At 65.2% G+C, this 24,485-nt stretch carries 20 protein-coding genes, 1 tRNA gene and 1 riboswitch; of the genes, 14 read left to right on the forward strand and 7 right to left on the reverse strand.

Features of this window, described 5'->3' with window-relative positions:
- Positions 1–54 precede the first annotated feature (54 nt).
- The 4 genes from rsmA to lptD form a co-directional block, all read right to left on the reverse strand.
- Positions 55–909 (reverse strand): 16S rRNA (adenine(1518)-N(6)/adenine(1519)-N(6))-dimethyltransferase RsmA, encoded by an 855-nt coding sequence (gene rsmA, locus DIZ22_RS00685; protein ID WP_048938567.1) that lies wholly within the window; start codon positions 907–909, stop codon positions 55–57.
- Positions 899–1,924, reverse strand: coding sequence for a 4-hydroxythreonine-4-phosphate dehydrogenase PdxA (pdxA, locus tag DIZ22_RS00690; RefSeq protein WP_048938568.1), 1,026 nt, complete (start codon positions 1,922–1,924; stop codon positions 899–901). Before pdxA ends, rsmA begins: the two co-directional genes overlap by 11 nt.
- Positions 1,902–3,266: a peptidylprolyl isomerase gene (locus DIZ22_RS00695; protein WP_048938569.1), complete on the reverse strand. Its 1,365-nt coding sequence runs from the start codon at positions 3,264–3,266 to the stop codon at positions 1,902–1,904. The genes pdxA and DIZ22_RS00695 overlap by 23 nt, the downstream gene beginning before the upstream one ends.
- 86 nt (positions 3,267–3,352) lie before the next feature.
- On the reverse strand, positions 3,353–5,617 hold the full coding sequence (gene lptD, locus DIZ22_RS00700) for an LPS assembly protein LptD (protein WP_048938570.1): 2,265 nt from the start codon (positions 5,615–5,617) through the stop codon (positions 3,353–3,355).
- A 179-nt stretch (positions 5,618–5,796) separates the two neighbouring features.
- On the opposite strand from lptD, the gene DIZ22_RS00705 reads away from it, so the two are divergent.
- The 3 genes from DIZ22_RS00705 to ndk all read left to right on the forward strand — a co-directional run bounded on the left by DIZ22_RS00705 (position 5,797) and on the right by ndk (position 8,221).
- On the forward strand, positions 5,797–7,242 hold the full coding sequence (locus DIZ22_RS00705; protein WP_048938571.1) for a leucyl aminopeptidase: 1,446 nt from the start codon (positions 5,797–5,799) through the stop codon (positions 7,240–7,242).
- Between the two features lie 5 nt (positions 7,243–7,247).
- Positions 7,248–7,685, forward strand: a complete 438-nt coding sequence (locus DIZ22_RS00710; protein ID WP_048938572.1) for a DNA polymerase III subunit chi — start codon at positions 7,248–7,250, stop codon at positions 7,683–7,685.
- A gap of 113 nt (positions 7,686–7,798) precedes the next feature.
- The gene (gene ndk, locus DIZ22_RS00715) at positions 7,799–8,221 is read left to right on the forward strand and encodes a nucleoside-diphosphate kinase (RefSeq protein ID WP_004210674.1); all 423 of its coding nucleotides are present in this window, start codon (positions 7,799–7,801) and stop codon (positions 8,219–8,221) included.
- A gap of 281 nt (positions 8,222–8,502) precedes the next feature.
- Here the strand turns inward: ndk and DIZ22_RS00720 are convergent, their stop codons facing one another.
- Both DIZ22_RS00720 and DIZ22_RS00725 read right to left on the reverse strand, forming a co-directional pair.
- Positions 8,503–9,141, reverse strand: a complete 639-nt coding sequence (locus DIZ22_RS00720; RefSeq protein ID WP_048938573.1) for a hypothetical protein — start codon at positions 9,139–9,141, stop codon at positions 8,503–8,505.
- Positions 9,142–9,145: 4 nt separating this feature from the next.
- Positions 9,146–9,820: a glutathione S-transferase family protein gene (locus DIZ22_RS00725; RefSeq protein ID WP_026109031.1), complete on the reverse strand. Its 675-nt coding sequence runs from the start codon at positions 9,818–9,820 to the stop codon at positions 9,146–9,148.
- 83 nt (positions 9,821–9,903) lie between these two features.
- A riboswitch (TPP riboswitch) is annotated at positions 9,904–10,013 on the forward strand.
- 29 nt (positions 10,014–10,042) lie between these two features.
- Between DIZ22_RS00725 and DIZ22_RS00730 the strand changes: the two genes are divergently transcribed.
- From DIZ22_RS00730 to pnuC, 3 genes are read left to right on the forward strand one after another with little or no spacing between them, the layout of a single operon-like run.
- Positions 10,043–12,337, forward strand: a complete 2,295-nt coding sequence (locus tag DIZ22_RS00730; protein WP_048938574.1) for a TonB-dependent receptor — start codon at positions 10,043–10,045, stop codon at positions 12,335–12,337.
- A gap of 2 nt (positions 12,338–12,339) precedes the next feature.
- Positions 12,340–13,482, forward strand: coding sequence for a phosphotransferase (locus tag DIZ22_RS00735; protein WP_048938575.1), 1,143 nt, complete (start codon positions 12,340–12,342; stop codon positions 13,480–13,482).
- Positions 13,482–14,048 (forward strand): nicotinamide riboside transporter PnuC, encoded by a 567-nt coding sequence (gene pnuC / locus DIZ22_RS00740; RefSeq protein WP_048938576.1) that lies wholly within the window; start codon positions 13,482–13,484, stop codon positions 14,046–14,048. The genes DIZ22_RS00735 and pnuC overlap by 1 nt, the downstream gene beginning before the upstream one ends.
- A gap of 48 nt (positions 14,049–14,096) precedes the next feature.
- On the opposite strand, the gene DIZ22_RS00745 is transcribed toward pnuC, so the two are convergent.
- Positions 14,097–14,170 (reverse strand) — tRNA-Cys (locus DIZ22_RS00745).
- A 190-nt stretch (positions 14,171–14,360) separates the two neighbouring features.
- Here DIZ22_RS00745 and DIZ22_RS00750 point away from each other — a divergent pair.
- The 8 genes from DIZ22_RS00750 to DIZ22_RS00785 all read left to right on the forward strand — a co-directional run bounded on the left by DIZ22_RS00750 (position 14,361) and on the right by DIZ22_RS00785 (position 24,476).
- Entirely contained in the window at positions 14,361–14,993 is a 633-nt protein-coding gene (locus tag DIZ22_RS00750) for a protein-L-isoaspartate O-methyltransferase (RefSeq protein ID WP_004210712.1), read from the forward strand.
- Positions 14,994–15,018: 25 nt separating this feature from the next.
- Positions 15,019–16,446: a TolC family outer membrane protein gene (locus tag DIZ22_RS00755; protein WP_234415646.1), complete on the forward strand. Its 1,428-nt coding sequence runs from the start codon at positions 15,019–15,021 to the stop codon at positions 16,444–16,446.
- 69 nt (positions 16,447–16,515) lie between these two features.
- Positions 16,516–17,004: a DUF2497 domain-containing protein gene (locus DIZ22_RS00760; protein ID WP_004210714.1), complete on the forward strand. Its 489-nt coding sequence runs from the start codon at positions 16,516–16,518 to the stop codon at positions 17,002–17,004.
- A 141-nt stretch (positions 17,005–17,145) separates the two neighbouring features.
- Entirely contained in the window at positions 17,146–19,206 is a 2,061-nt protein-coding gene (locus DIZ22_RS00765) for a S9 family peptidase (RefSeq protein ID WP_048938578.1), read from the forward strand.
- 38 nt (positions 19,207–19,244) lie between these two features.
- Positions 19,245–19,460, forward strand: a complete 216-nt coding sequence (locus DIZ22_RS00770) for a hypothetical protein (RefSeq protein ID WP_048938579.1) — start codon at positions 19,245–19,247, stop codon at positions 19,458–19,460.
- Positions 19,457–20,053: a zeta toxin family protein gene (locus DIZ22_RS00775; protein ID WP_048938580.1), complete on the forward strand. Its 597-nt coding sequence runs from the start codon at positions 19,457–19,459 to the stop codon at positions 20,051–20,053. The genes DIZ22_RS00770 and DIZ22_RS00775 overlap by 4 nt, the downstream gene beginning before the upstream one ends.
- A 47-nt stretch (positions 20,054–20,100) precedes the next feature.
- Entirely contained in the window at positions 20,101–22,980 is a 2,880-nt protein-coding gene (locus DIZ22_RS00780; RefSeq protein ID WP_048938581.1) for a valine--tRNA ligase, read from the forward strand.
- Between the two features lie 44 nt (positions 22,981–23,024).
- Entirely contained in the window at positions 23,025–24,476 is a 1,452-nt protein-coding gene (locus DIZ22_RS00785; RefSeq protein WP_048938582.1) for an MATE family efflux transporter, read from the forward strand.
- The last annotated feature ends 9 nt before the right edge of the window (positions 24,477–24,485 follow it).

Below are 24,485 nucleotides of genomic sequence, written 5' to 3' on the forward strand. Positions count from 1 at the left end.
GAAACGTTCGATCGCGGCTCCGTCTCTGGGCCTTGCTGGGGGGGCGTAGCGGAATCAGGCGCTGGTCGTTGCCTGGCCGAGCTGGCGGGCGAGGGTGACGAATTCTTCGACGCTGACGGTTTCGGCGCGGCGTTGCGGGTCGATGCCGATCGCTTCCAGTGCATCTAGCGCGCCGGGGACGGACTTGAGGCTCTGGCGCAGCATCTTGCGGCGCTGGCCGAAGGCTGCGGCGGTCAGGCGTTCGAGGATCTTGAGCTGCACGCCTTCGGGCGCCGGCTTGGGGGTGATATGGACCACGGCCGACATCACCTTGGGCGGCGGGGTGAAGGCGCTGCGATGCACCTTCATGGCGATGCGCGCGTCGCTGCGCCACTGGGCGAGGACGGCGAGGCGGCCATAATGGTCGGTGCCCGGTTTCGCGACGATGCGTTCGGCCACTTCCATCTGGAACATCAAGGTCAGGCTGGACCACCAGGGCAGCGGCGCCCATAGCGCAGACAGCCAGCCGACCAGCAGGGCGGTGCCGACATTATAGGGCAGGTTGGCGATGATATGGGCGCCATCGCCGGCCTCGGCACGGGCATCCACCTCCATCGCGTCGCCGGAAATGACGCGCAACTGGCCGGGGAAGGCCAGCTCCAGTTCGGCGAGCGCCGGCAGGCAGCGCCGATCACGCTCGACCGCGACCAGCCGTCCGCCGGCGCGCAGGATTGCGCGGGTCAGGCCGCCGGGGCCGGGGCCGACTTCGAACGCGGGCTGATCCTGGATGCCGCCGGGAATGGCGGCGATCCGGTCGAGCAACTGTTCGTCGAGCAGGAAATTCTGGCCGAGCGCCTTGCTGGCCTGAAGCCCATGGGCGGCGATCACGTCGCGCAGCGGCGGCAGAGTGGGGCGGGCGTCAGCCGGCATAGGCAATCCGTGCGCGGGCGGCTTCGGCCGCCATCTTGAGGGCGGCGATCATCGCGCCGGGATTGGCGCTGTCGGTGCCGGCAATGCCGAAGGCGGTGCCATGATCGGGCGAGGTGCGCACGATCGGCAGGCCCAGCGTGATGTTGACGCCATCGTCGAAGTTCAGCGTCTTGATCGGGATCAGCGCCTGATCATGATACATGCAGAGCGCCGCGTCATAGGCTTCGCGGGCGCGGGCATGGAACATGCCATCGGCCGCCAGCGGGCCGACAATGTCGATCCCTTCGGCGCGCAGCGCTTCGATCGCCGGGCGGATCACCTCGATCTCCTCGCGGCCGAGTGCGCCATTCTCCCCGGCATGCGGGTTGAGGCCGGCGACGGCGAGACGGGGGCGGGCGATGCCGAAATTGCGCTGCAACCCCTTCACCGTGGTGAGGACGCGCGCGCGGATCAGATCGATGGTCAGCGCCGAGGGCACATCGGCCAGCGCGATATGGATGGTGATCGGTACCACCTTGAGCGACGGGCCGGCGAGCATCATGACCGCGTTCTGGGCCGAGACGCCGCAGCGTTCGGCGACGAATTCGGTCTGGCCCGGATGGGTGAAGCCGACGCCGTAAAGCTGTTCCTTGCCGACCGGCGCGGTGACGATGCCGGCGGCCGATCCGGTGCGGGCAAGGCCGACCGCGACCTCCAGTGCCTGGAAAGCGGTACGGGCGCCGTCGATGCTGGGCGTGCCGGGCACTATCTCGCCCGCTTCGGCCACCTGCATGCAAGGCAGGGCGCGCTCGAACACCTGCGCGGCTTCCTCGGGCGATCCGACGATCTCGACCGGGCCGAGCCACACCGCGCGCAGCGATGCAGCATCGCCGACGGCGAAGAAGGCGGGCAGGCCACGCGCTTCGCGCATGACCCACGCCTTGGCCACGATTTCCGGTCCGATGCCTGCCGGGTCGCCGAGCGAGACGGCGAAGGGCGGCAGGCTGACCGGATCAGTTATATTCGATAACGGCATCGCGGCGAAGATCGCGCAGATAGATGCGGGCGCGCTTGTTGACGCGTTCCTCTTCCAGCTGGGCCTGGATCTGTTCGGGATTGGGGGCGTTGGCCGACTGCGGCTCGTCGCGGCCGCAGACGATCAGGACGCGGACGCCATCGTTGATCGAACCGAAGGGCGGGGTGGATTCGCCGACCTGCAGATTGACCAGAATGTCCTGCAGCTGGGGCGGCAGGTCGCGCAGCTTCACATTGTCATTGTCGACCACGTCGGCGCCGATGCGGGCGCCGATCTCGTTCGCCTGACCGCAGCCCTTGATCTCCTTGACCGCGGCGGCGAAGGTCGCGGCCTTCTGGCTGGCGGCTTCCTTGCTGGTGCCGGCCGGGAAGAGGACCGACAGCTGCTTGAGGCTGAGCAGCGAATCGCGCGGATCGGCGGTCAGCACCTTGCGCTTATCCATCACATAGATGATCGACATGCCGCCCACCGTCTCGATCGGGCCGGCGAGCTGGCCGACCTGCAATTCGGTGGCGGCCTGCGCCAGTTCGGTCGGCAGCTGGCTGGGGCGGACCCAGCCGAGATCGCCGCCGACGACGGCGGTCGAGGCTTCGGAGAACTGGCGGGCATAGGCGGCGAAGCTGCCGCCCTGTTTGATCTGTTCGATGATGTTGCGGGCGTTGGCCGTGATCTGGTCACGGTTTTCCGGCGTCGAGGACAAATAGATTTCGCTGATCCGCACTTCGTCGCTGCCCTTGGCGGCATTGAGGCGATCGACCACCGACTTCACTTCGTCTTCGGAGACGTTGACGAAGGGCTGGATGTTGCGGCGGAGCAGGCGGCTCCAGGCCAGTTCGCCCTCGATCTGACGCTTGATGCTGCTGGCCGAGCTGCCCTGTTCGCGCAGATACTGGTTGAACTGGTCGGGCGACTTGCGGAAATTGGCCGCGACGCGCTCGTAGCTCTGGTTCACTTCGGCCGGATCGATCTTGATGTCGTTCGCCGCCGCTTCCTGAATCTGCAGCGTTTCGTCGATCAGGTTGCGCAGAACCTGGACGCGCAGCCGTTCCTTTTCCTCGGCCGACACCTTGCCGCCATTGGCGGTGATGATGAGGGCCAGGCGCTGATCGACATCGGTGCCGGTGATGATGCGGCCGTTCACGATCGCCGTCGCCTTGCGGACATTGGGATCATTCTTGCCGAAGATGGTGACATCCTTGGGCAGGTTTAGGCCCTGATCGGCGTCATCGTCGACGGCCTGGGCCGACACGGTCTGTGCCGCCATGCCCAGAAGGGCGGTGGACAGGAACAGGGTGCGCAGGCCCGAGCGAACGGATTTGGGCGAGAAAACGACAGAAAGCATCGTCGGCAAAAATCTCCAATACGGTCGGGAGCCAATGCCCCGTTCCGCCTTAACCGGTCCTGAGCGGACGGCGGGAAGGCAGTTCCTTATATGCCAATATTGCGAAAAGCCAGCCGCAGCTGGAAGCTGTTGCCGGCGCGCGCGTCACCGTTGGTCTGATAGTCGCGCCGCCATGTAAAGCCCAGCGTCAAACAATCATCCTCATAGGCAACGCCGAGGCGCTGGCGCACCGGCTCATAGCCGTCGGCCGTGGTGCCCGGATCTTCCTGCGCGCCGGTAAGATCGATGACGGTCGAGCCGAACACCGACCAGAAGCGAGCGAACTGGATGCGGCCGCCCAGGCGCAGTTCCTCGCGGTCCTGCAGATCCTCCAGCGTGATATTGGCGTTGCGGTTGAGGCGCAGATAGCTGATCTGGGCATAGGTCTTCTTGCTGCCCACGGTCGCGTCGACTTCGTTCCGGCGGACCGCCAGATTGTCCTTGTCGACCCGGAAGCGCTGGGTGAAGCTGACGAAATCCTTGTAGCGGATGGTCCAGCGGCCGACGATGTCGGACATGCGGTCGGACAGGCCGGTGCCGTCGGGCAGGATGCTGGCGCGGTTGTCGAGCCGGTAGCTCTGGCCGACATTGGCGTCGAGCGTGAAGTCGGGCAGCGCCAGATTATATTCCAGGCCATAGGTGATGCGGCTCGAATCCTCGAACCGGTCATAGCCCGCGAAGCGGTTGAGCGCGAAGAGGTTGCTGTCCTCCAGATCGACCGACCGGGCATCCTCATTGGGCACCGACAGGTTGGCGAGGTGCGGCGAGGCGACGATCTGGATGCGTGGGGCGATACGCTGCACGCCGCCGAAGGCCTCACCCATGAAGGGCCAGCGCATGTCGACCGCGGCGGCGGCGATGCCGCGCGCCTTCCAGCCCGGATCGCCGGCATAGCTGATCGTGTCGGTCAGCAGATTGTCGCTGCTGTGATAGACGTCGCCGCGCAGATAGGTGGTGAAATTCACTTCCTGGCCAAGGCCCGTCAGCTTGCGCAGATTCCATTCGAACGCGGCAAAGGCGCGCTGGGTATCCTGCCCTTCGGTCCGGGTGATCGCCAGCGTATTGGCCTGGAGTTGCATCTGGCCGCCCAGCAGCGGATCCTTCATCCGCAGCCGATAATCCATGACCGGCAGGGCGATCGGCATCTGACCCTGGGGATCGTCGACACGCAGCGTCTGCACCGCCCAGCCGGCGAGCGAGAAATAGCTGTTCTCGCCGATCCGCTGGACGCCCAGGGTCGAACGCAGCCGGTCGTCGCGGCTGATGTCGTAGCGGCGCAGGAAGGTGCGGTCGGTGGCGACCCGGATCGATCCGTTGACGCTCCATTCAGGCGACAGCTGCATGCCGCCGCTGGCGTCGATCGCGCCGCGAATATCCTTTTGCGAATCGGTTGGCGTGATGCCGCTCGACCGGCTGCCATAGGTGGCATAGCCGGTGATCTGATAGGCACCGCGATCGTAGAGATGGCGGAAATTGCCTTCTATCATCGGCAGCGAATCGCTGTAGACGTGCGGCGTGACGGTCAGGTCGCGATTGGGTGCGAGCTTGAGATAATAGGGGACCGCGACCTCGAAGCCGTTGACCCGGTCATAACGGATATTGGGGACCAGAAGGCCGCTGCCACCATCGTCGCCGACCGGATGCGATAGGCCCGGCACCGGGATCAGCGGCAGGCCGAACAGCTCGACATTGGCGCGGGTATAGGAGACGCGCTGCTTGGTCGGGTCATACACGACCTTGACTGCGTTGATCTGCCAGGTCGGTTCCTTGGGGCAGCCGTCGCTGCCCTCCACCGGACAGCCGGTATAGGCGGCGTGGTGCAGCGTATAGACGCCATTGACCCGCTCGCCCTTGGTCGCGGCCATGCGGCCGCCCTTCTGGAGGACCAGCAATATATTGTCGACCGCGCCATCCTTGAGCGTATCGGTGACATCGAAGCGGTCGCCATAGGCGACGTTGCCGTCGGGATCGATCACCGAGACGGCGCCCTGCGCCTCCACCTTGCCGGTGTTGCGGTCCCACACGATCTTGTCGGCGCGCAGCCGGTTGCCGTCGCGCAGCAACTGGACATTGCCGGTGGCGGTCACGACCTGGCTGTTGGTGTCATATTCCAGCGTATCGGCGGCGAAGCCGATTTCCTGGTCATTGTCGGGCACCGGCGCGTCGGGCGCGCTGATCGGCGTCTGGGGCTCATTCAGCTTGGGCTCGGGCGCCTGTTGCGCATGGGCCAGCGGCGCCGCGAGCAGGCAGGACGAGGCAGCGCCGGCAAGCAGCGCCTGTTTGAACGACAGGGGAAACACGGAAATCTGCAAGCGTAGGGGCCTCTTTGTGGGCACTTCTGGTCCCTGCCTATCGCACTGCTTGGCCCGCGCCGCAATCGCTGCTCGCATTCGGGACGGCGGAAATCCGCCGAATGGCTTTGCAGAGCGGCAAAGCCGCACTATCTGGCTGAAACAAGAACGACACGGCATTCCAGAGAAAAGGCCCCCAGATGGACATCCAATTCAGCCCCACGCGCCCCCAGGTCGACACGTTGGTCCTTGCCGTGGCGAAGGGGACTGTCGACAGCCTGCCGCTTACCGCATCGGCCACGCTGGTCGCCGGCGCCGCCGCCGCGCGCTTCGCCGGTGAGGCGGGTGGCAGCGTCGAGAGCTTCGTCGAGGAAGGTGGCGCGGTGCTGCGCGTCCTGCTGCTGGGCATCGGCAATGGCAGTGCGGCCGACCTGGAGCGGGCCGGCGGCGCGCTGACCGCCAAGCTGTCGACCAGCGGCGCGACCCACGCAGCGGTCGAATTCCCGGCCGGCGTCAGTGGCGAGGATGCCGCCCGGCTGGGCCTGGGCGCACTGCTGCGCAGCTGGCGGATCGACACTTATCGCACGCGTCAGCCCGAAAAGGCCAAGCCGACGCTGGCGACCGTGACGATCGTCGCAAACGGCGCCGAGGCCGAATGGGCCAAGCTGTCGGCGGTCGCCGCCGGTGTCGCCTTCACCCGCGAGCTGGTGTCGGAACCGGCCAACATCCTCTATCCCGAAAGCTTCGTCGCGCGCTGCCAGCACCTGGCTGATCTCGGCGTCAAGATCACCGTGCTGGACCGCGCGGCGATGACGGAGCTGGGCATGGGCGCGCTGCTGGGCGTGGCGCAGGGGTCGGCGCGCGAGGCGCGGCTGCTGGCGATGGAATGGGACGGCACCGATGGGGCCGCCGAAAAGCCGGTGGTGTTCATCGGCAAGGGCGTGACCTTCGACACCGGCGGTATCTCGCTCAAGCCCGGCCCCGGCATGGAAGACATGAAGTGGGACATGGGCGGCGCCGGTGCCGTGGCGGGCGCGATGAAGGCGCTGGCCGGTCGCAAGGCCAAGGCGCGTGTCGTCGGCATTTGTGGCCTGGTCGAGAATATGCCCGACGCCAATGCCCAGCGCCCCGGCGACATCGTGACGTCGATGTCGGGCCAGACGATCGAGGTGCTGAACACCGACGCCGAAGGCCGTCTGGTGCTGTGCGACGCGGTGACCTGGGCACAGAAGACCTATGAACCCGAAGTGGTGATCGACCTTGCCACCCTGACCGGCGCGATGATGATCGCGCTCGGCAGCGAGCATGGCGGCCTGTTCGCCAACGACGACGCGCTGGCCGACGACCTGCTGGCGGCGGGCAAGACCAGCGGCGAGAAGCTGTGGCGCTTCCCGCTGTCGGAGGCCTATGACAAGCTGATCGACAGCCCGATCGCCGACATGAAGAATATCGGTCCGCGCTTCGCCGGCTCGATCACCGCTGCCCAGTTCATCAAGCGCTTCGTCAACGAAGGCGTGAAGTGGGCGCATCTCGACATTGCCGGCATGGTCTGGTCGGACAAGCCCGGCGCCACCGCCGACAAGGGCGCGACCGGCTATGGCGTGCGCCTGATCGACCAGCTGGTGGCCGACAAGTTCGAGCGCTGAAGCCGGTGCAGGTCGACTTCTACCAGCTGAGCCGCGATCCTGTGGAAGGGGTGCTGCCCGCGATCGCGGCACGCATCCTGGACATGGGCGCGCGGCTGCTGGTGGTGGCCGACGAGCCGGAGCGGCTGGCCCGCATATCGGCGGGCCTGTGGGCGGGGCCACCCGAAAGCTTCCTGGCCAATGGCCTGGCAGGCGACGGGGTGGACGCCGCCCAGCCGGTGCTGTTGGCGCAGAGCTGTGACGCTGCCAATGGCGCCAGGCATGTTGCGCTGGCGGACGGTGTATGGCGCGAGGAGGCGCTGGGCTTCGATCGCGCCTTCTATTTCTTCGATGCGGACACGATCGACGGCGCGCGGGCCAGCTGGCGGGCGCTCAGCAAGCGCGAGGGCGTGACCCCGCGCTTCTGGCGGCAGGAAGGCCGCAAATGGGTGCAGGGGCCGTGAACGCCCGGAAATAGGGACTTCTACCAAGCCCTCTCGCGCCCCTCTTGCGAAGTGATCCGGCCCGGTCTAAAGGGCGCGCAACTTTATTCCAACAATCCGGAGTTATGAGGGCCATGGCCGTCACGCGCACTTTTTCGATCATCAAGCCCGACGCAACCCGTCGCAACCTGACCGGCGCCGTCACCAAGATGCTGGAAGAAGCCGGCCTGCGCGTCGTCGCTTCCAAGCGCATCCGCATGAGCCGCGAGCAGGCCGAAGGCTTCTATGCCGTTCACAAGGAACGCCCCTTCTTTGCTGACCTGGTCGCCTTCATGATCTCGGGCCCGGTCGTCGTCCAGGTTCTGGAAGGCGAAAACGCCGTGACCCGCAACCGCGACATCATGGGCGCCACCAACCCGGCCAATGCCGACGCCGGCACCATTCGCAAGGAACTGGCCGAATCGATCGAAGCCAATTCGGTCCATGGTTCGGACAGCGAAGAAAATGCCGCGATCGAGATCGCCTATTTCTTCAAGCCCGAAGAAATCGTCGGCTAAACCCGACACCCGTCCCCGGACGAGCAAAAGGCCCGGCGCTCCCGCAAGGAGCGGCCGGGTTTTTTGTGGTTGGGGATGACGGATTTGGGTGGGAACAAGACATAGCCCCTCCCTTCCAGGGAGGGGTTGGGGTGGGTTGCGAGCGCAGCGAGCTTCTGCCCTATCGACCGTAGACCGCCGCTACGCGGCGCACCCACCCCCGGCCCCTCCCTGGAAGGGAGGGGAGTAGGAAACGTCCGCACTTGGTCGCTTGCGGCCTGCCTGAACGTGGCCGTGCGGCTCTAGCGTTTCGTCTGACGGGCCCAGCGGGTGTCGATCTTGGCCTGGGCGCTGGCGCCCTGGGCGTGACTGACCAGGGAGAGGCCGCGCAGGGTCAGTTTGTGGCCGGACAGCCATTTGCCGGCGATGCCATAGCCGATGTCGTAGACGGCGGAATCGCTGTGGGTGTCGCCATTGACGACGAACTGGGTGACGATGGTCACCGGCAGTTTCTCGTCGCCGATGCTGTCGTCGGGCAGCTTGGCGGCATTGCGCGCCTTTTTCAGCGCATCCTCGAACCAGCCGGCCTCGATCCGCGGTTCGCCGGTCGTGTCGACCGGGGCGATGCCGAGCGCCTTGGGGAAATGGATGGTCTGGCTCTGCACCAGCTGATCGGGATCGGCGGGCTTGAGCGTCAGGCGGCTGTCGCCATCGGCTGCGGCGTTGAGCACCAGCCGGGCGGCGCGGGCGGATGCCTTGCTGCTTTCGGCGGCCTTGCTGGCGCGTTCGTCCTTCTTGTCGGCCCAGTTGAGATAGAGGGTGAGGGCGGAGATCAGCACCGCCGCCACCGCCAGCAATTCGCCCAGCGTAATCCAGCGCCGGCGGATGCGGGCGGCTTCCTCCTTGCGGGTCTCCTGCTTGGCCTCGGGGCTGTCGCTCATCGGGTCAGGCCGTCTGTGGCGGGACTTCGAACTTGTCGATCACCCATTCCTCCGCCTGCGCCTCGCCGATCCATTCCTGCATCCAGGGATGGGCGATGATCGCGCGCATATAGGCTTCGGCAAAGCGGGCGACGGGCAGCTGATAGGTGATGAAGCGGGTCACGACGGGCGCGAACATCAGGTCTACGGCGCCGAACTCGCCGAACAGGAAGTCGCCCTCACCACCATAGCGGGCGCGGGCCTGGGCCCAGAGCTGCATGATCCGGCTGATGTCGTGAGCAACGGCCTCCGACGGCGGGACCGGGTCATAGATCTGGCGGATGTTCATGCTGTGCTCGCGGCGGAGCGCGGCGAAGCTGCTGTGCATTTCGGCCGCCATCGAGCGGGCCATGGCGCGGGCACCCGGATCGGTCGGCCAGAACTGGTCGCCCCCGGTCTTTTCATTGAGATATTCGACGATGGCCAGGCTGTCCCACACGACGATGTCGTCGCCATCCCACAGGATCGGCACCTTGCCGGAGGAGGGGGCGAACTCATCGCCCTCGCGACGCTTTTCCCATTCCTCGTCATAGAGAGGGACCACCACTTCCTCGAACGGAAGGCCGGAGAGCTTGCACGCCAGCCAGCCGCGCAGCGACCAGCTCGAATAGGCCTTGTTGCCAATGAACAGCTTCATCATGGCCATGTCTTAGCCGGGCGGGCTTCGATAAGTCGAGAGCCGATAGAGAGGGCTTTCCACTTCGCGTCGAACCGCCTAAGGGGCGGGCATCCCCGGGGGGCCGCTCATGCGCGGCTGAGAGGTGGTCAGCAGACCACGACCCGCTGAACCTGATCCGGCTGATACCGGCGTAGGGAGGGCAAGGCGGCAGGTCCGTCGTCCCTCCTGTGGAGTGGACGTGAAATGAAGACTGCCCGATTGCCCCATGTTGGAAGCGCCTGCCTGACGCTGGCCCTGTTGATGATCGCATCGCCCGCGATGGCGGAGGATGAACTGGACCAGTCGACCAATATCCAGGTCGTCGGCCATCCAGACCCCGAAGGCTTGCTGCCCGATCAGAGCGCGCCCAAGGCGGTCAGCGCGATCTCCACCGACTTCATCATCAAGCAGGCGCCGACGCTCAACGCCTTCCAGCTGGTCAACCTGCTGCCCGGCGCCAATGTGTCGTCCAGCGACCCCTATGGCCTGTCGGCATCGTCCAGCCTGACGCTGCGCGGCCTGGGCCAGGACCAGATCGGCGTATTGATGGAAGGCGCGCCGCAGAACGACATCGGCTATTATTATGCCTATCCCTCCCAATTCGCCGATGCGGAGAATGTGCGGCAGGTGATGCTGGCACAGGGCGCGGCAGATATTGACTCGCCGGTGGTCGCGGCGGCCGGCGGCCTGTTGTCGCTGACGCTGGATGATCCCAGGGCGGAGGCGGGCGGCCTCGTCAACCTGTCGGTCGGTTCCTATGACGAGCGGCGCGTCTTTGCGCGGATCGACACGGGACGGATCGGATCGACCGGGCTGAAGGCCTTCATTTCCTATTCCAACAACCGTGCCGACAACTGGCGCGGGGCGGGCCATGATCAGCGCCAGCATATCGACGCGAAGCTGCTGAACGAATGGGGCGAGGGCAACCGGGCGAGCATCGCCTTTTCCTTCAACGACGCCAAGACATCGACCTATCCCAGCCCCAGCAAGACGGACTGGGAAGCCTCTGGCCGCGGCTATAATTTCGACGAGACCTATAGCGAGGGGAACACCAACTACTGGCGCCTCTATCGCGCGCCGTTCCGCAATTTCTATGTCGCGGCGCCCGTCCACCTGAAGCTGAGTGACACGCTGAGCTTCGACAGCAGCGCCTATCTGCAGATGGGGCATGGCAATTCGCCCTATGGCACGCAGCTCGCCACCACCGGCAATTATCTGGGCACCGAGGAACTGACCCAGCCGATCGACCTGCCCGGTGCGGTCGATGGCGTCGCAACGGTGCTGGGCAACTGGACCGGCAAGCAGTTCCGCGTCGGCGACGTCAGCAAGCTGACGCTGCAGGCCGGCGCGCATCGGATCGTGGCTGGCCTGTGGTTCGACTATGGCACCGACCGGGTGACGCAATCCTATACGTCGATCGATGCCGATGGTCGGCCGGTCGACCAGTGGGGCTATCAGGACAAGGCGATCCGCACCGCCGACGGGCGGCTGCTCGCCTATGAGAATCAGCGCACCAAGACGGTCACCAAGGGCTTCTTCCTGTCCGACAGCATTGCGGTGACGCCCAAGCTGGGCATCGACATCGGCTTCAAGGGCGTCAACCTGCTGCGCAACGGCCGCAATTATCTGCCGGGCCCGCAGTCGACGGTGCGGATCGACAGCTTTGCCGCGCTGCCGCGGGCGGCGATCCATTATCAGCTGGACGACCGGCAGCAGCTGTTCGCCAACATCACCACCAATTTCCGCACGCCCAACGAGTTCGCGCTCTACAACAGCTATTATGGCGGCGAACTGGTGAGCCAGGGCACCAACGGCCTGAAGAATGAATATTCGATCTCGCAGGAACTGGGCTATCGCTATATCGGCCCCAGCCTGTCTTTTTCGCTGACCGGTTTCCATTATCATTTCCGCAACCGCCAGGTGGCGACGGTGATCGACAGCGGCGGCGCGCTGGTCAATTCGACCATCAATGCCGGCAGCCAGAACAGCTATGGCCTGGACGGCGAGATCGACTATCGCCCGGCCAAGGGGATGAGCATCTATGCCTCGGCCGAATATCTGCACACGCGGCTGAACGACGATCTGGCGATCAACGGCGATTATCTGCCGACCAGGGGCAAGCGGGCGGTATCGGCCCCCAGCTTCCAGTTCGCGCTGGGCAGCACCTATGATGATGGCCGGCTGTTCGGCAGCAGCGCGCTCAAATATGTCGGCCGCCAATATGCGACCTTCATGAATGACGAGAGCATCAAGGGCTATGCCACGCTGGACCTGTCGGTCGGCGTGCATCTGGCCGGGCTGATCGACGCGCAGGTGATGGACCTGCGCATCAACGCGATCAACGTCACCAATCCGCGCGTCCTGTCGGGCGTCTATTCGATCAGCACCAATGCGCAGGACACGGTCGGGCGTAACGGCACGCTGATCGCCGGTTCGGCGCCGACCTATTATGTCGGCAGCGGGCGCGCCGTGGTGGCGACGCTGTCGCGCGCCTTCTGACGATGAGCGCCGCCGCTCCGCATCTGGTCCATGGCATGGGGCTGGCGCTGGAGGCGCCGGCCTGGCCGGCGATCACGGCGGATGAGGCCGCGGCGGTGCTGGCCCACTTCCCTGACGCAGGCCGGCTGGCGGCGCTGGCCTGGCATTCGCCGCGCCCATTTTCGGCGGCGGCGCTGGTCGAGACGGATCGTGGCCCGCTGTTCCTGAAGCGGCATCACCAGCGCTTGCGGATGCCGGCGGCGCTGGCCGAGGAGCATGGCTATATGGCGCATCTGCGCGGTGCCGGGCTGGCGGTGCCCGATGTGCTGCGCGCCGCCGATGGCGCCGGCGCGATTGCCCTGGGCGAATGGAGCTATGAGCTGCATCGCCAGGCGCCGGGTATCGATCTTTATCGCGATCGCCAGTCCTGGACGCCCTTCCTGTCGCCCGATCATGCCTTTGCGGCCGGCGTCGCGCTGGCGCAACTGCATCGGGCGGCGGCCGGCTTCGCCGCGCCGGCACGCGGGCCGCATCCGCTGGTGTCGAGCTTCACCATATTGCCTGCCGTCGATCCGCTGGTCGCAGCGGACGCCTATGTCGCGGCGCGACCGGCGGTGGCGGCCTTCCTGGCGGATATGCCCTGGCGGTCGGAACTGGCGCGGCTGTTCGCGGCGCTGGGGGAGGGGCTGGCGCCGCGGCTGGCGGAGCAGCCTGCGCTCTGGACCCATAATGACTGGCACCCCTCCAACCTGCTCTGGTCGGCGGAAGGGGCGGTCAGCAGCATCTTCGATTTCGGCCTGTCGACCCGCAGCAGCGCACTGCATGATCTGGCCACCGCGATCGAGCGGACGGCGATTCCCTGGCTGACGCTGGATCAGGGCCGGCTGGCCGAGTCGGCGGATGTGGAGGGGGCGCTGGCCTTGCTGGCGGGCTATCGCAGTGTCCTGCCGCTGGCGCCTGCCGAGATCGATACGCTGCTGCGCCTGCTGCCGCTGGTCCATATCGAATTCGCCCTGACCGAGATCGACTATTTCTTCGGCATATTGGCCGATCGCGAAGGCGCGATGCTGGCCTGGCAGGCTTATCTGGTCGGCCATGCCGACTGGTTCCTGTCGGGGGCGGGGCAGGGCTTTCTGGCGCAACTTCGCGAGGGAGTGGCGGGCTGATGTCGATGCTGGAGATCATTGCCGTCATCATCAGCTTCCTCGGCATCTGGCTGACGGCGCGGCGGCATCTGCTGTGCTGGCCAGTCAACCTGATGGCCTGCGCCCTGTATGCCAAGCTGTTCCTGGACGTGCGCCTCTATGCCGACATGGTGCTGCAGGCGTTGTTCGGCATCGCCATCATCTATGGCTGGATCGGCTGGGCGCGGGGCAAGCGCGACGAGGGCGAGGTGCGGGTGGTGCCGCTGCCGCCGATGCGGGCCGCCAAGGGACTGGCGCTAGGCGCGATCTGTGCCGGCGCGATCGGCTGGTTCACCCATCATTATACCGATGCGGCGCTGCCCTGGATGGACTCGGCGCTGAGCAGTTTCAGCCTGGTCGCCCAATATTGGACGGCGCGGCGCCATGCGGCGAGCTGGCTGCTGTGGATCGCGGTCGACATTTTCTATGTCGGCATGTTCATGTTCAAGGGATTGTGGCTGACCGCCGGCCTCTATGCCGCGATGATCGGGTTGGCGGTACTGGGCTATTGGCGTTGGCGGCAGGCGATGCGTCGCAACACAGCCTGAACAGGGCTGCTGCCTTGGAATCGGCAGGAATTGCATCTGTCTGGAAAATGGAGGCCCGAGCCGGAATCGAACCGGCGTGCAAGGATTTGCAGTCCTCTGCGTCACCACTCCGCCATCGGGCCTTCCGTGCGGTGGAGGCGGCAAATGTCCGCCTTTGATCGCAAAGTCAAGCGCGGGAAGGCGAACAATCCCAAGAATCTCGCTCTCCATCGTGGAAAGCCGCTTGGCGCGGGGGAAATGCTGATTTAGAGGTCCGGTAATCCCCTAAGTGTATTGCATTGCCAATACAGTTGTGCCAAGCGAGGAACTATCGTGACCGAGCAGAACTTTTCTTCGATGCGGACCGCCATGGTCGAGAGCCAGCTGCGCACCAGCGCCGTGGACGATCAGCGCGTGATCGCTGTGATGGCGAAGGTGCCGCGCGAGGACTATGTCCCCGCCGAGCGCCGGGCCATGACCTATGTCGATCGCCCGATCCCGCTGGACGGCGACCGTGCGCTGAACCCGCCGCTGGTCACTGGCCGTCTGCTCAAGGAAGCCGATGTCCAGGCCGGCGAGAAGGTGCTGCTGATCGGCGCCGCGACCGGCTACAGCGCGGCGCTGCTCGCCGAGCTGGGTGCGCAGGTGACGGCAGTCGAGGTCGAGGGTGGCGCGGAGATCGCGGTGCCCGGCGTGACCGTGGTGCGTGGCCCGCTGGCCGCCGGCGCATCGGCCGGTGCGCCCTATGATGTTCTTTTCATTGACGGCGCGGTGGAGGAAGTCCCCGCTGCGCTCGTCCAGCAGCTAGTCGATGGGGGACGGGTGGTGACGGGCGTCGTCGAACGCGGTGTCGCTCGCCTGTGCAGCGGCCGCGCGGTGGCGGGCGTGCTGGGTCTCGCCAGCCTTACCGACATGGAAATGGTCGTGCTTCCCGGTTTCGCCGCGCCGGAGCAGTTCGTTTTTTGAGACAGGATAGATGACAGCAAAGCGTATGACCCTTCGGCGCCAAGCCGCTACAGCCTTGCTGTTGCTATCCTCCTCCATGGCAGGGGTGGCGCATGCCGAAACCCTGCAGGGCGCGCTGGCCAAGGCCTATCGCACCAACCCGACCCTGACCGCCGCACGCGCCGGTCAGCGGGCGACGGACGAGAATGTCCCGATCCAGAAGGCAGCGGGGCGGCCCACGGCCAATTCGCAACTCCAGTTCCAGGAACTGGTCATCCGCCCGTCGAACAGCTTCCTGGCGCCGCATCGGTCCGCCAGCGCCAGCGGCAGCATCGATGTGCCCATCTATTCCGGCGGCACTGTGCGCAACAGCGTGAAGGCGGCGGAAACGCGCGTCGAATCGGGCCAGGCGAATCTGCGCGGGACCGAGGCGAGCGTGTTCTCGCAGACGGTCGCCGCCTATATGGATGTGATCCGCGATATCGCGCTGGTGTCGCTCAATGCCGCGAATGTGAAGGTGCTGGAGGTCAATCTCCAGGCGACCAACGACCGGTTCGAGGTCGGCGATGTCACTCGCACCGACGTCGCCCAGTCCGAATCGCGTCTGGAACTGGCCCGCTCCGACCTGCAGCGCGCCGAATCCAACCTGATCACCAGCCGCGAAAATTATATCGCGATGGTCGGCGAGGCGCCGGTCGATCTGGAATCGCCGCCCGCTCTGCCGGGCCTGCCGGCCGATCCCGACAGCGCCGTGCGCGTCGCGCTGGCCGATAATCCCGATATCCTGGCTGCGCAGAAGTCGCGTGAGGCGGCGCGTTATGACGTGAAGGCGGCCAAGGGCGCCACGCTGCCGACCCTGAGCGGTTTCAGCCAGGGCAGCTATACCGACTATATGGACAAGGACATTGCGGCCAACAAGCAGGCGGCCGTCGGTGCGACCCTGACCATTCCCTTCTACCAGGGCGGTCGCCCGGCCGCACAGGTGCGCCAGAACCAGGCGCTCGAGTCGCAGGCGATCGAGCGGCAGATCGAGGTCGAGCGCGGCGTGATCTCGCAGGCGCGCGCCGCCTATGCCGCGTTGCAGGCGTCGCTGCGCACGATCCAGTCGAGCCAGAAGGCGGTCGATGCCGCCGAACTGTCGCTGGAAGGTGTGCGGGCGGAAAATTCGGTCGGCAGCCGCACCATCCTCGACATCCTCAATGCCGAGCAGGAATCGCTCAACGCCAAGGTCGAACTGGTGACCGCGCGCCGCAATGCCTATGTCGCCGGCTTCACCCTGCTGGCGGCCATGGGCCATGCCGAGGCCGACGATCTGGGCCTGGAAAGCGGCACCCTCTATGACCCGATGGTCAATTATGACCGGGTCGAGGGCAAGTGGTTCGACTGGGACTATGACGGCAAGCCCCAGGCGGTTTCGACACGTACCGTTGACACGCCGGCTCAAAACGCCAAAGTCGATGCCGCGCAGCCTTAACCGCTTGTTAACCTGAACAGGTAATCTTGGCGGAATAGGTGCGGAATGAAATTTGGACGGGAATTATCCATGGGTGACATGACCAAGGAACCCTCGATGGAAGAGATACTCTCGTCCATCAAGCGGATCATCGCCGAAGAGGGCGAGGACGCCGTTCAGGCCGCGCCGCAGCGCCGCCAGAAGACCCCGATCGACCTGAGCGCCGCGTCCCATGCGGTGATGTCGGCCGAGGTCGAGGAAGTGCTGGAACTGACCGACGAGATTCCGGTGGAGGAAGTGATGCCCGCGCCCAAGTCGACCCGCGCCGTGAAGGCCGTGGCCCCGTCCGAATCGGACGGCGACTCGATCCTGTCGGTGGAAAGCGAAGTGGCCGCGCGTCATTCGCTTTCGGCCCTGTCCACCATGCTGGTCAGCCCGCGCGAGGGCGAGGACAATACGCTTGAAGCTCTGGTCCGCTCGATGCTGCGGCCGATGCTTAAGGAATGGCTCGACGCGCGACTGCCCGCGCTGGTCGAGGACATGGTCGCCAAGGAAATCTCCCGCATCACCGGCCGCTGAGGCCGACAGGCCGGCGATCGCGCGCCGGCCTCTTGCCGGGGGCGTAAGGCGCGCCTAGACCACGGATCATCTCATCGACGCGCCCGGCCGTGCATTGCATGCGCCGGCACGCCGTGTTTTCGATCCGAGGGTGATTTTTCCATGAAACATATCCTGCTTGCCGGCCTTGGCGCACTGGCCCTGTCGCCGATGCTGTCGTCTGTGCTGGTGGCGCCGGCGGCTGCCCGTCCTTTCACGCCCAATGACATGGTGTCGCTGGACCGGGTGTCGTCGCCGACCGTGTCGCCGGACGGCAAGTGGATGGCCTATCAACTGCGCAGCACGGATCTCGCCAATAATCGCGGCCGCACCGACCTCTATCTGCTGGCAATCGACAAGGCGGGGCAGGCGCCCCGGCTGATCGCGTCGGTGCCCGACAAGAATGAGGCATCGCCGGTCTTTTCGGCTGACGGCAGCGCGCTTTATTATGTATCCAACGCCAGCGGCGACGATCAGCTGTGGCGCGCGCCGATCGCAGGCGGTCAGCCGGTGCAGATCAGCAAGGCGCCCGGCGGCATTTCCGGTTTCCTGCTGAACCCCCAGGGTGACAAGGTGGCGCTGTGGGCCGACCGGCCGGTCGGTGCGCGCACGATCGACGATGTGAAGGCGCCGACCCCGCCAAGCGCGGGCAGCGGCCGGGTCTATGACCAGCTGTTCGTGCGCCACTGGGATACGTGGAGCGACGGCCAGCGTTCGCAGATTTCCGTCATGCCGGTCGCGGGCGGCAAGGCGGTGTCGGTGATGGGCGGCCTGGTCGGCGACAGCCCGTCCAAGCCCTTTGGCGGGGCCGAGGAACTGGCCTGGAGCGCGGATGGCAAGACGCTGTTCTTCACCCTGCGCGAGGCCGGGCGGATCGAACCGCTGTCGACCAACCTCGACATTTTCAGCGTGCCGGCCGACGGCAGCGCCAAGCCGGTCAACCTGACCGACGCCAATGACGCGACCGACACGATGCCGCTAGTGTCGCCCGACGGCAAATGGCTGGCCTATGCCGCGATGAAGTGGCCGGGTTATGAGGCTGATCGGCTGGTCCTGATGCTGCGCAACATCGCTACTGGCGAGACGCGCGCGCTGACCGAGGGCTGGGATCGTTCGATCGGGTCGATCGCCTGGGAAACGCATGGCAAGGGGCTGCTGGTCACCGCCAATGACGTGCTCGACAATCCGGTGTTCCGGGTGGACGCCGCATCGGGCAAGGTGACGCGCCTCACCGAAAAGGGCCATGCCGGTAGCGTCGTGCCGCTGCCCGATGGCGGTTTCGTCTATGCGCTCGACAGCATCCAGTCGCCGGCCGATTTCTGGAAGATGCCGGCGAAAGGAAAGCCGGTGCGCCTGACGAATGTCAACGCGCAGAAGCTGGCCGGGGTGGACGATGTCTCGGTCCAGCGCTTCAGTTTCAAGGGCGCCAATGGCGACACGGTGTGGGGACAGATCGTCAAGCCCATGGCTGCCAAGGGCAAGCTGCCGGTCGCCTTCCTGGTCCATGGCGGGCCGCAGGGCAGCTTCAACGACAGCTGGTCCTATCGCTGGAACCCCAAGGCGTTCGCCGCCCATGGCTATGCTGCGGTGATCGTCGATTTCCATGGCTCAACCGGCTATGGCCAGGCCTTCACCGATGCGATCAACCAGGATTGGGGTGGCAAGCCGCTGGAGGATCTGAAGCTGGGCCTGGCGGCGGCTGCGGCGAAGGACGTCAATGTCGATGCGGGCAATGCCTGTGCGCTTGGCGCCAGCTATGGCGGCTATATGATGAACTGGATCGAGGGACAGTGGGCCGACGGCTTCAAGTGCATCGTCCAGCATGACGGCGTGTTCGACGCCCGCGCCATGGCTTATGAGACCGAGGAACTGTGGTTCGACGAATGGGAGCATGGCGGCCCCTATTATGAGAAGCCGGAGGAGTTCGAGAAATGGAACCCGGTCAATCATGTCGCCCAGTGGAAGACGCCGATGCTGGTCGTGACCGGCGAGAAGGATTTCCGCATTCCCTATACCCAGGGGCTGGCCGCCTTCACCGCGTTGCAGCGGCGCGAGATCCCGTCGCGCCTGGTCGTCTTCCCTGACGAGAATCACTGGGTGCTGAAGCCCAAGAATTCGCTGCAATGGTATGACGAGGCGCTGGGCTGGCTGGACCAGTGGACCGGCGCGGCCAAGGGGAAATGAGCCTTTAAGGGTCTGGCCCGGCCTGCTATATTGACCCCATGGCAAAGATGAAGGTCGATATCGTCGATGGTCCCATCGACCTCGGCAAGCCGGGCAAGCCCAGATACCGGACCGTCCACAAGGACGGCAAGGTCGTGAAGCTGCGGGTGGTCGATGCCGACAGCCCGCAGTTCGAGGCCGAATTCCTCGCCTCCTTCCGCGCCAGCGTTCGCAAGGCGCGGGAAGAGAATAAGGCGATCAGGGACAAGATTTGATCGGCAAGGGGCATGCGCGGCCGCGCCTTTGGATCGTCGCGGGGCCCAATGGCTGCGGCAAAAGCTCGGCCTATGGCCGCAGCGACGTGGCCGAATTTGATGGTTCGGTCTGGATCATCAATCCCGATCTCCTGACCGCCCGGTTGCGGGAAAGCGAAGGATTGGGGCAGGACGCCGCCAATCTGGCGGCTGTGCAGAGGATCGAGGCCTGGCTTGATGCGTCGATCGACGTGCATCAGACCATCGGCGTGGAGACCGTGCTATCCAGTCCCAAATATCGGCGGTTGGTGGAGAAGGCGCGGGCGCGCGGCTTCGAGATACGGCTGATCTATGTCTATCTGGATTCGGTGGAGCGCCAACTGGAGCGGATCGCCTATCGCGTGGCGAAGGGCGGGCATGATGTGCCGGCCGACAAGGTGGCGGCGCGGCGCATAAGATCCTTTGCGCAACTGCGCTGGTTCTTCGACCAGGCAGATCGGGCCTGGGTGTTCGACAACAGCCTGAGCGAACCGCAACTGGTCGCCCGAAAGGGGGATGGCGGCATCACGATCCGCGCTGGCCTGCCGTCCGAAGTCATGGATAGCCTGATCTGACGCGCGCCATGCCTTGCGTGTCGTGCGGCAGGCGTTAAAGCGCGATCATGACCGAACTGCCCAAAACCTTTGACCCCGCCGCCATCGAGACCCGCTGGTACCAGCATTGGGAGGCCAATGGCCTGTTCCGTCCGGACCGTCCGGGCGCAGAACCCTTCACCATCGTCAATCCGCCGCCGAACGTGACCGGCAGCCTGCATGTCGGCCATGCGCTCGACAATACGCTGCAGGACATCGTCGTGCGCTATGAGCGGCTGCGCGGCAAGGATGCTTTGTGGGTGGTCGGCACCGACCATGCGGGCATCGCGACCCAGATGGTGGTCGAGCGGCAGCTGAACGCGACCGGGCAGAAGCGCACCGATTTCAGCCGCGACGATTTCGTCGCCAAGGTGTGGGAATGGAAGGCGGAAAGCGGCGGCGCGATCACCAGCCAGCTGCGCCGTCTGGGCTGTTCGATGGACTGGGCCAATGAACGCTTCACCATGGACGAGGGCTTTTCCAAAGCCGTCATCAAGGTGTTCGTGGAACTGCACCAGCGTGGCCTGCTCTATCGCGACAAGCGTCTGGTCAACTGGGACCCGCATTTCCGATCGGCCATTTCCGATCTGGAGGTCGAGACCAAGGAAACGCAGGGCGGCTTCTGGCGCTTCCGCTATCCGCTGGCGGACGGCGTGACCCTGGCCGATGGCAGCGACCATATCGTCGTCGCCACCACCCGCCCGGAAACCATGCTGGCCGACATGGCGATCGCCGTGCATCCCGACGATGCCCGCTATCAGGCGGTCATCGACAAGGAGATTCTCCAGCCGATCACCGGTCGCCGCTTCAAGGTGGTCGCCGACGAACATGCCGATCCGGAGCTGGGTTCAGGCGCGGTCAAGATCACGCCGGGCCATGACTTCAACGATTTCGAGGTCGGCAAGCGCGCCGGCATGAAGGCCGCGGACATGCTCAACATGTTCGATGCTGACGCCAATGTCGTGCAGACCGCCGATGGGCTGATTCCCGATCGCTTCCTAGGGCTGCACCGCTTCAAGAAGGACGGCGTGGACGGCGCGCGCGAGATCGTCGTCGCCGAGATGAAGGCGCTGGGCCTGCTGGTGCCGCATGTCACCAAGAACAAGGAAGGCGAGGACGTCGCCGCCGATTTCGAGCCGCGCACGATCCAGACCCCCTATGGCGACCGTTCTGGCGTGGTGATCGAACCCTGGCTGACCGACCAATGGTATGTCGACGCCGGCAAGCTGGCGGTGGCGCCGATGCAGGCGGTGCGCGACGGCCGGATCGAAATCGTCCCCAAGAGCTGGGAAAAGACCTTCTTCAACTGGATGGAGAATATCCAGCCCTGGTGCGTGTCGCGCCAGCTGTGGTGGGGCCATCGAATTCCAGCGTGGTATGGCCCGAAGTGTATTGAAACCGAAGATGGGTTTTCTGTTACCCAAGTCGCGAGTGGTTCTGCAAACGACGACGCATGGTTTGATTTTATTTACGAAACGGAAGAAGAGGCTATTGAAGCGGCAAAGCTTAAATATGCTGCAATAACCAATCTCGATATCCGTATCCGAATAGTCGACCAAGATGACCCATCGTGGAGCTTTGACGGCCGCCGATCTCGCCAGATTGACGATGAAACATGGGAGTTTGATCTCTACCGAGAGACTGACGTGCTCGACACCTGGTTCTCGTCCGCCTTGTGGCCGTTCGGCACGCTGGGCTGGCCGGAACAGAGCGAGACGCTCAGCCGCCATTATCCCAATGACCTGCTGATCTCCGGCTTCGACATCCTGTTCTTCTGGGATGCGCGCATGGCGATGCAGGGCATGGAGTTCATGGGCGATGTGCCGTGGAAGAAGCTCTATCTCCATGGCCTGGTCCGCGCGGCCGACGGGCAGAAAATGTCCAAGTCCAAGGGCAATGTGGTCGATCCGCTGGGCCTGATCGACAAGTTCGGCGCGGACGCGCTGCGCTTCTTCATGGCGGCGATGGAAAGCCAGGGCCGCGACGTGAAGATGGATGAGAAGCGGGTCGAGGGTTATCGCAACTTCGCGACCAAGCTGTGGAACGCGGCGCGCTTCCTGCAGGCCAATGGCGTCACCGCCTCGACCAGCCGCGAAGCGCCGCATGCGACGCTGCCGGTCAATCGCTGGATCATCGCCGAAACGGTGGCGACAGTGCAGGCGATCGACACCGCCATGGCTGAACTGCGCTTCGACGCGGGCGCCAACGCCATCTATCACTTCGTCTGGGACCAGTATTGCGACTGGTATATCGAACTCACCAAGGGTTCGATGGACGACGAGACAAAGGCCGTTGCCGGCTGGGCGTTCGACCAGATCCTGGTGATGCTGCACCCCTTCATGCCCTTCATCACCGAAGAATTGTGGCAGCTGACCGGGCAGCGCGCGCAGGAACTGATCGTCGCGGAATGGCCGGTCGCCCTTTATGAGGTCGACACCGATGCGCAGGGCGAGATCGACTGGCTGATCCGTCTGGTGAGCGCGATCCGCACCGCGCGGACCGAACTCAACGTGCCGCCGGGCGCCAAGCTGCGCATGGTCGTGCGCGATGCGGCGGACGCAACCCGTGGCCGCCTGGATCGCCAAGGCGCGGCGCTGGCGCGTCTGGGCCGGATCGAGAGTCTGGCCTTTGGCGAGGATGTCGCCGGCGGCGCGGCACAGATCGTCGTCGACGAGGCGACCTTCATCCTGCCGCTGGAAGGCGTGATCGACATTGCGGCGGAAAAGACCCGCCTCGAAAAGGCGCTGGCAGCGGCGGCCAAGGAACGGGATTCGCTGGGCGGTCGCCTGTCCAACCCGGCCTTTGTCGAGAAGGCCAAGCCCGAGGCCGTGGCCAAGGCGCGCGAGGACCATGCCGAAAAGACCGCCGAGGCGGAAAGGCTTAAGGCGGCACTGGACCGGCTGGGCTGAGCCGCCTAGCCTGCGCCGCAATCGGGGATAAGGGGTAAGGGCGAATGGCAGCAGGGGCACAAGGGGCGCGGGACCTGACACAGGGGCCGATCGCCTCCACCTTGCTGACATTCGCCATCCCGACGCTGGCGTCCAATATCCTCCAGTCGCTGAACGGATCGATCAACGCGATCTGGGTCGGACGCTTCCTGGGGCCGCAGGCGCTCGCCGCGACGGCGAACGCCAATATCATCATGTTCCTGATGTTCTCCGTCGTGTTCGGCTTCGGTATGGCGTCGACGGTGATGATCGCGCAGGCGGTCGGCGCGCGCGACATGGACGCGGCGCGGCGCGCCTTCGGCTCGGCGGTCGGCTTCTGCTTCCTGCTGGCCATGGGCGTGGCGGTGGCGGGCTGGTTCGGTGGGCCGGCGCTGCTCCATCTGCTGGCGACCCCGCCCGAAGCGTTCGACATGGCGCTGACCTATTTGCGCGTCATCTTCGTCGCGATGCCGGCGTCGCTGCTGAGCGTCATGATGATGATGGGGCTGCGCGGCACCGGCGACGCGCGCACGCCGCTGATCTTCATGATCCTGTCGGTGGCGATCGACCTGGTGCTCAATCCGGTGCTGATCCTGGGGCTGGGGCCGATCCCGGCGATGGGCATTGGCGGTTCGGCAGCGGCAACGGCGGCGGCCGGCTTCGTCAGCCTGATCGCGCTCGTCATCTATACCTATGCCAAGGATCTGCCGTTGCGGCTTCGCGGCGCGGAGCTTGGCTATCTCAGGCCCGCGATGGACGAGATGCGGGTGCTGTCGACCAAGGGCCTGCCGATGGGCCTGCAGATGATCGTCATGTCGACGTCCGGCCTGGTGATGATTGGCCTGGTCAATCGCGAGGGGTTTCTGGTGACCGCCGCCTATGGCGCGGCGCAGCAGATCTGGACCTATCTGCAGATGCCGGCAATGGCGATGGGCGCGGCGGTCAGCGCCATGGCGGCGCAGAATATCGGCGCGGGTCGGTGGGACCGGATCAGCCGGATCACCGGCTATGGCATATCCTATCTGCTGGCCATCACCGGCGCGATGGTGGTCGTCATCCTGATCTTCCATGAAGCGCTGTTGGCGCTGTTCCTGAGCCATAACCAGGCGGTGATCGATGCGGCCTGGAACATGCAGTTGCTCGCAAGTTGGAGCTTCATGTTGTTTGGCTGCACGATGATCCTGTTCGGGGTGATGCGCGCCAATGGCGTGGTGGTGGCGCCGCTGCTGATCCTGGTCTTCACCCTCTTCGCGGTGCGGCTGGGCTTCTATTATCTCGCCTATCCCCGGATTGGCGCGGATGCGCTGTGGCTGAGCTTCCCGGTGGGGTCGGCGGTGTCCCTGACGCTCGCGGCGCTGGTGTATTGGCAGGGCGGCTGGCGCAAGGCCAAGCTGATGGTGCCGATGCACGAAGAGGAATGCCGCGAGGCGGTGCATAGCGAGACCGAACCGGCCGGCCGGATCGCGCCGACCGGCTGAGGCCGATAC

This window comes from Sphingobium sp. LF-16 (assembly GCF_003711185.1).
Classification (GTDB): Bacteria; Pseudomonadota; Alphaproteobacteria; order Sphingomonadales; family Sphingomonadaceae; genus Sphingobium; species Sphingobium yanoikuyae_A.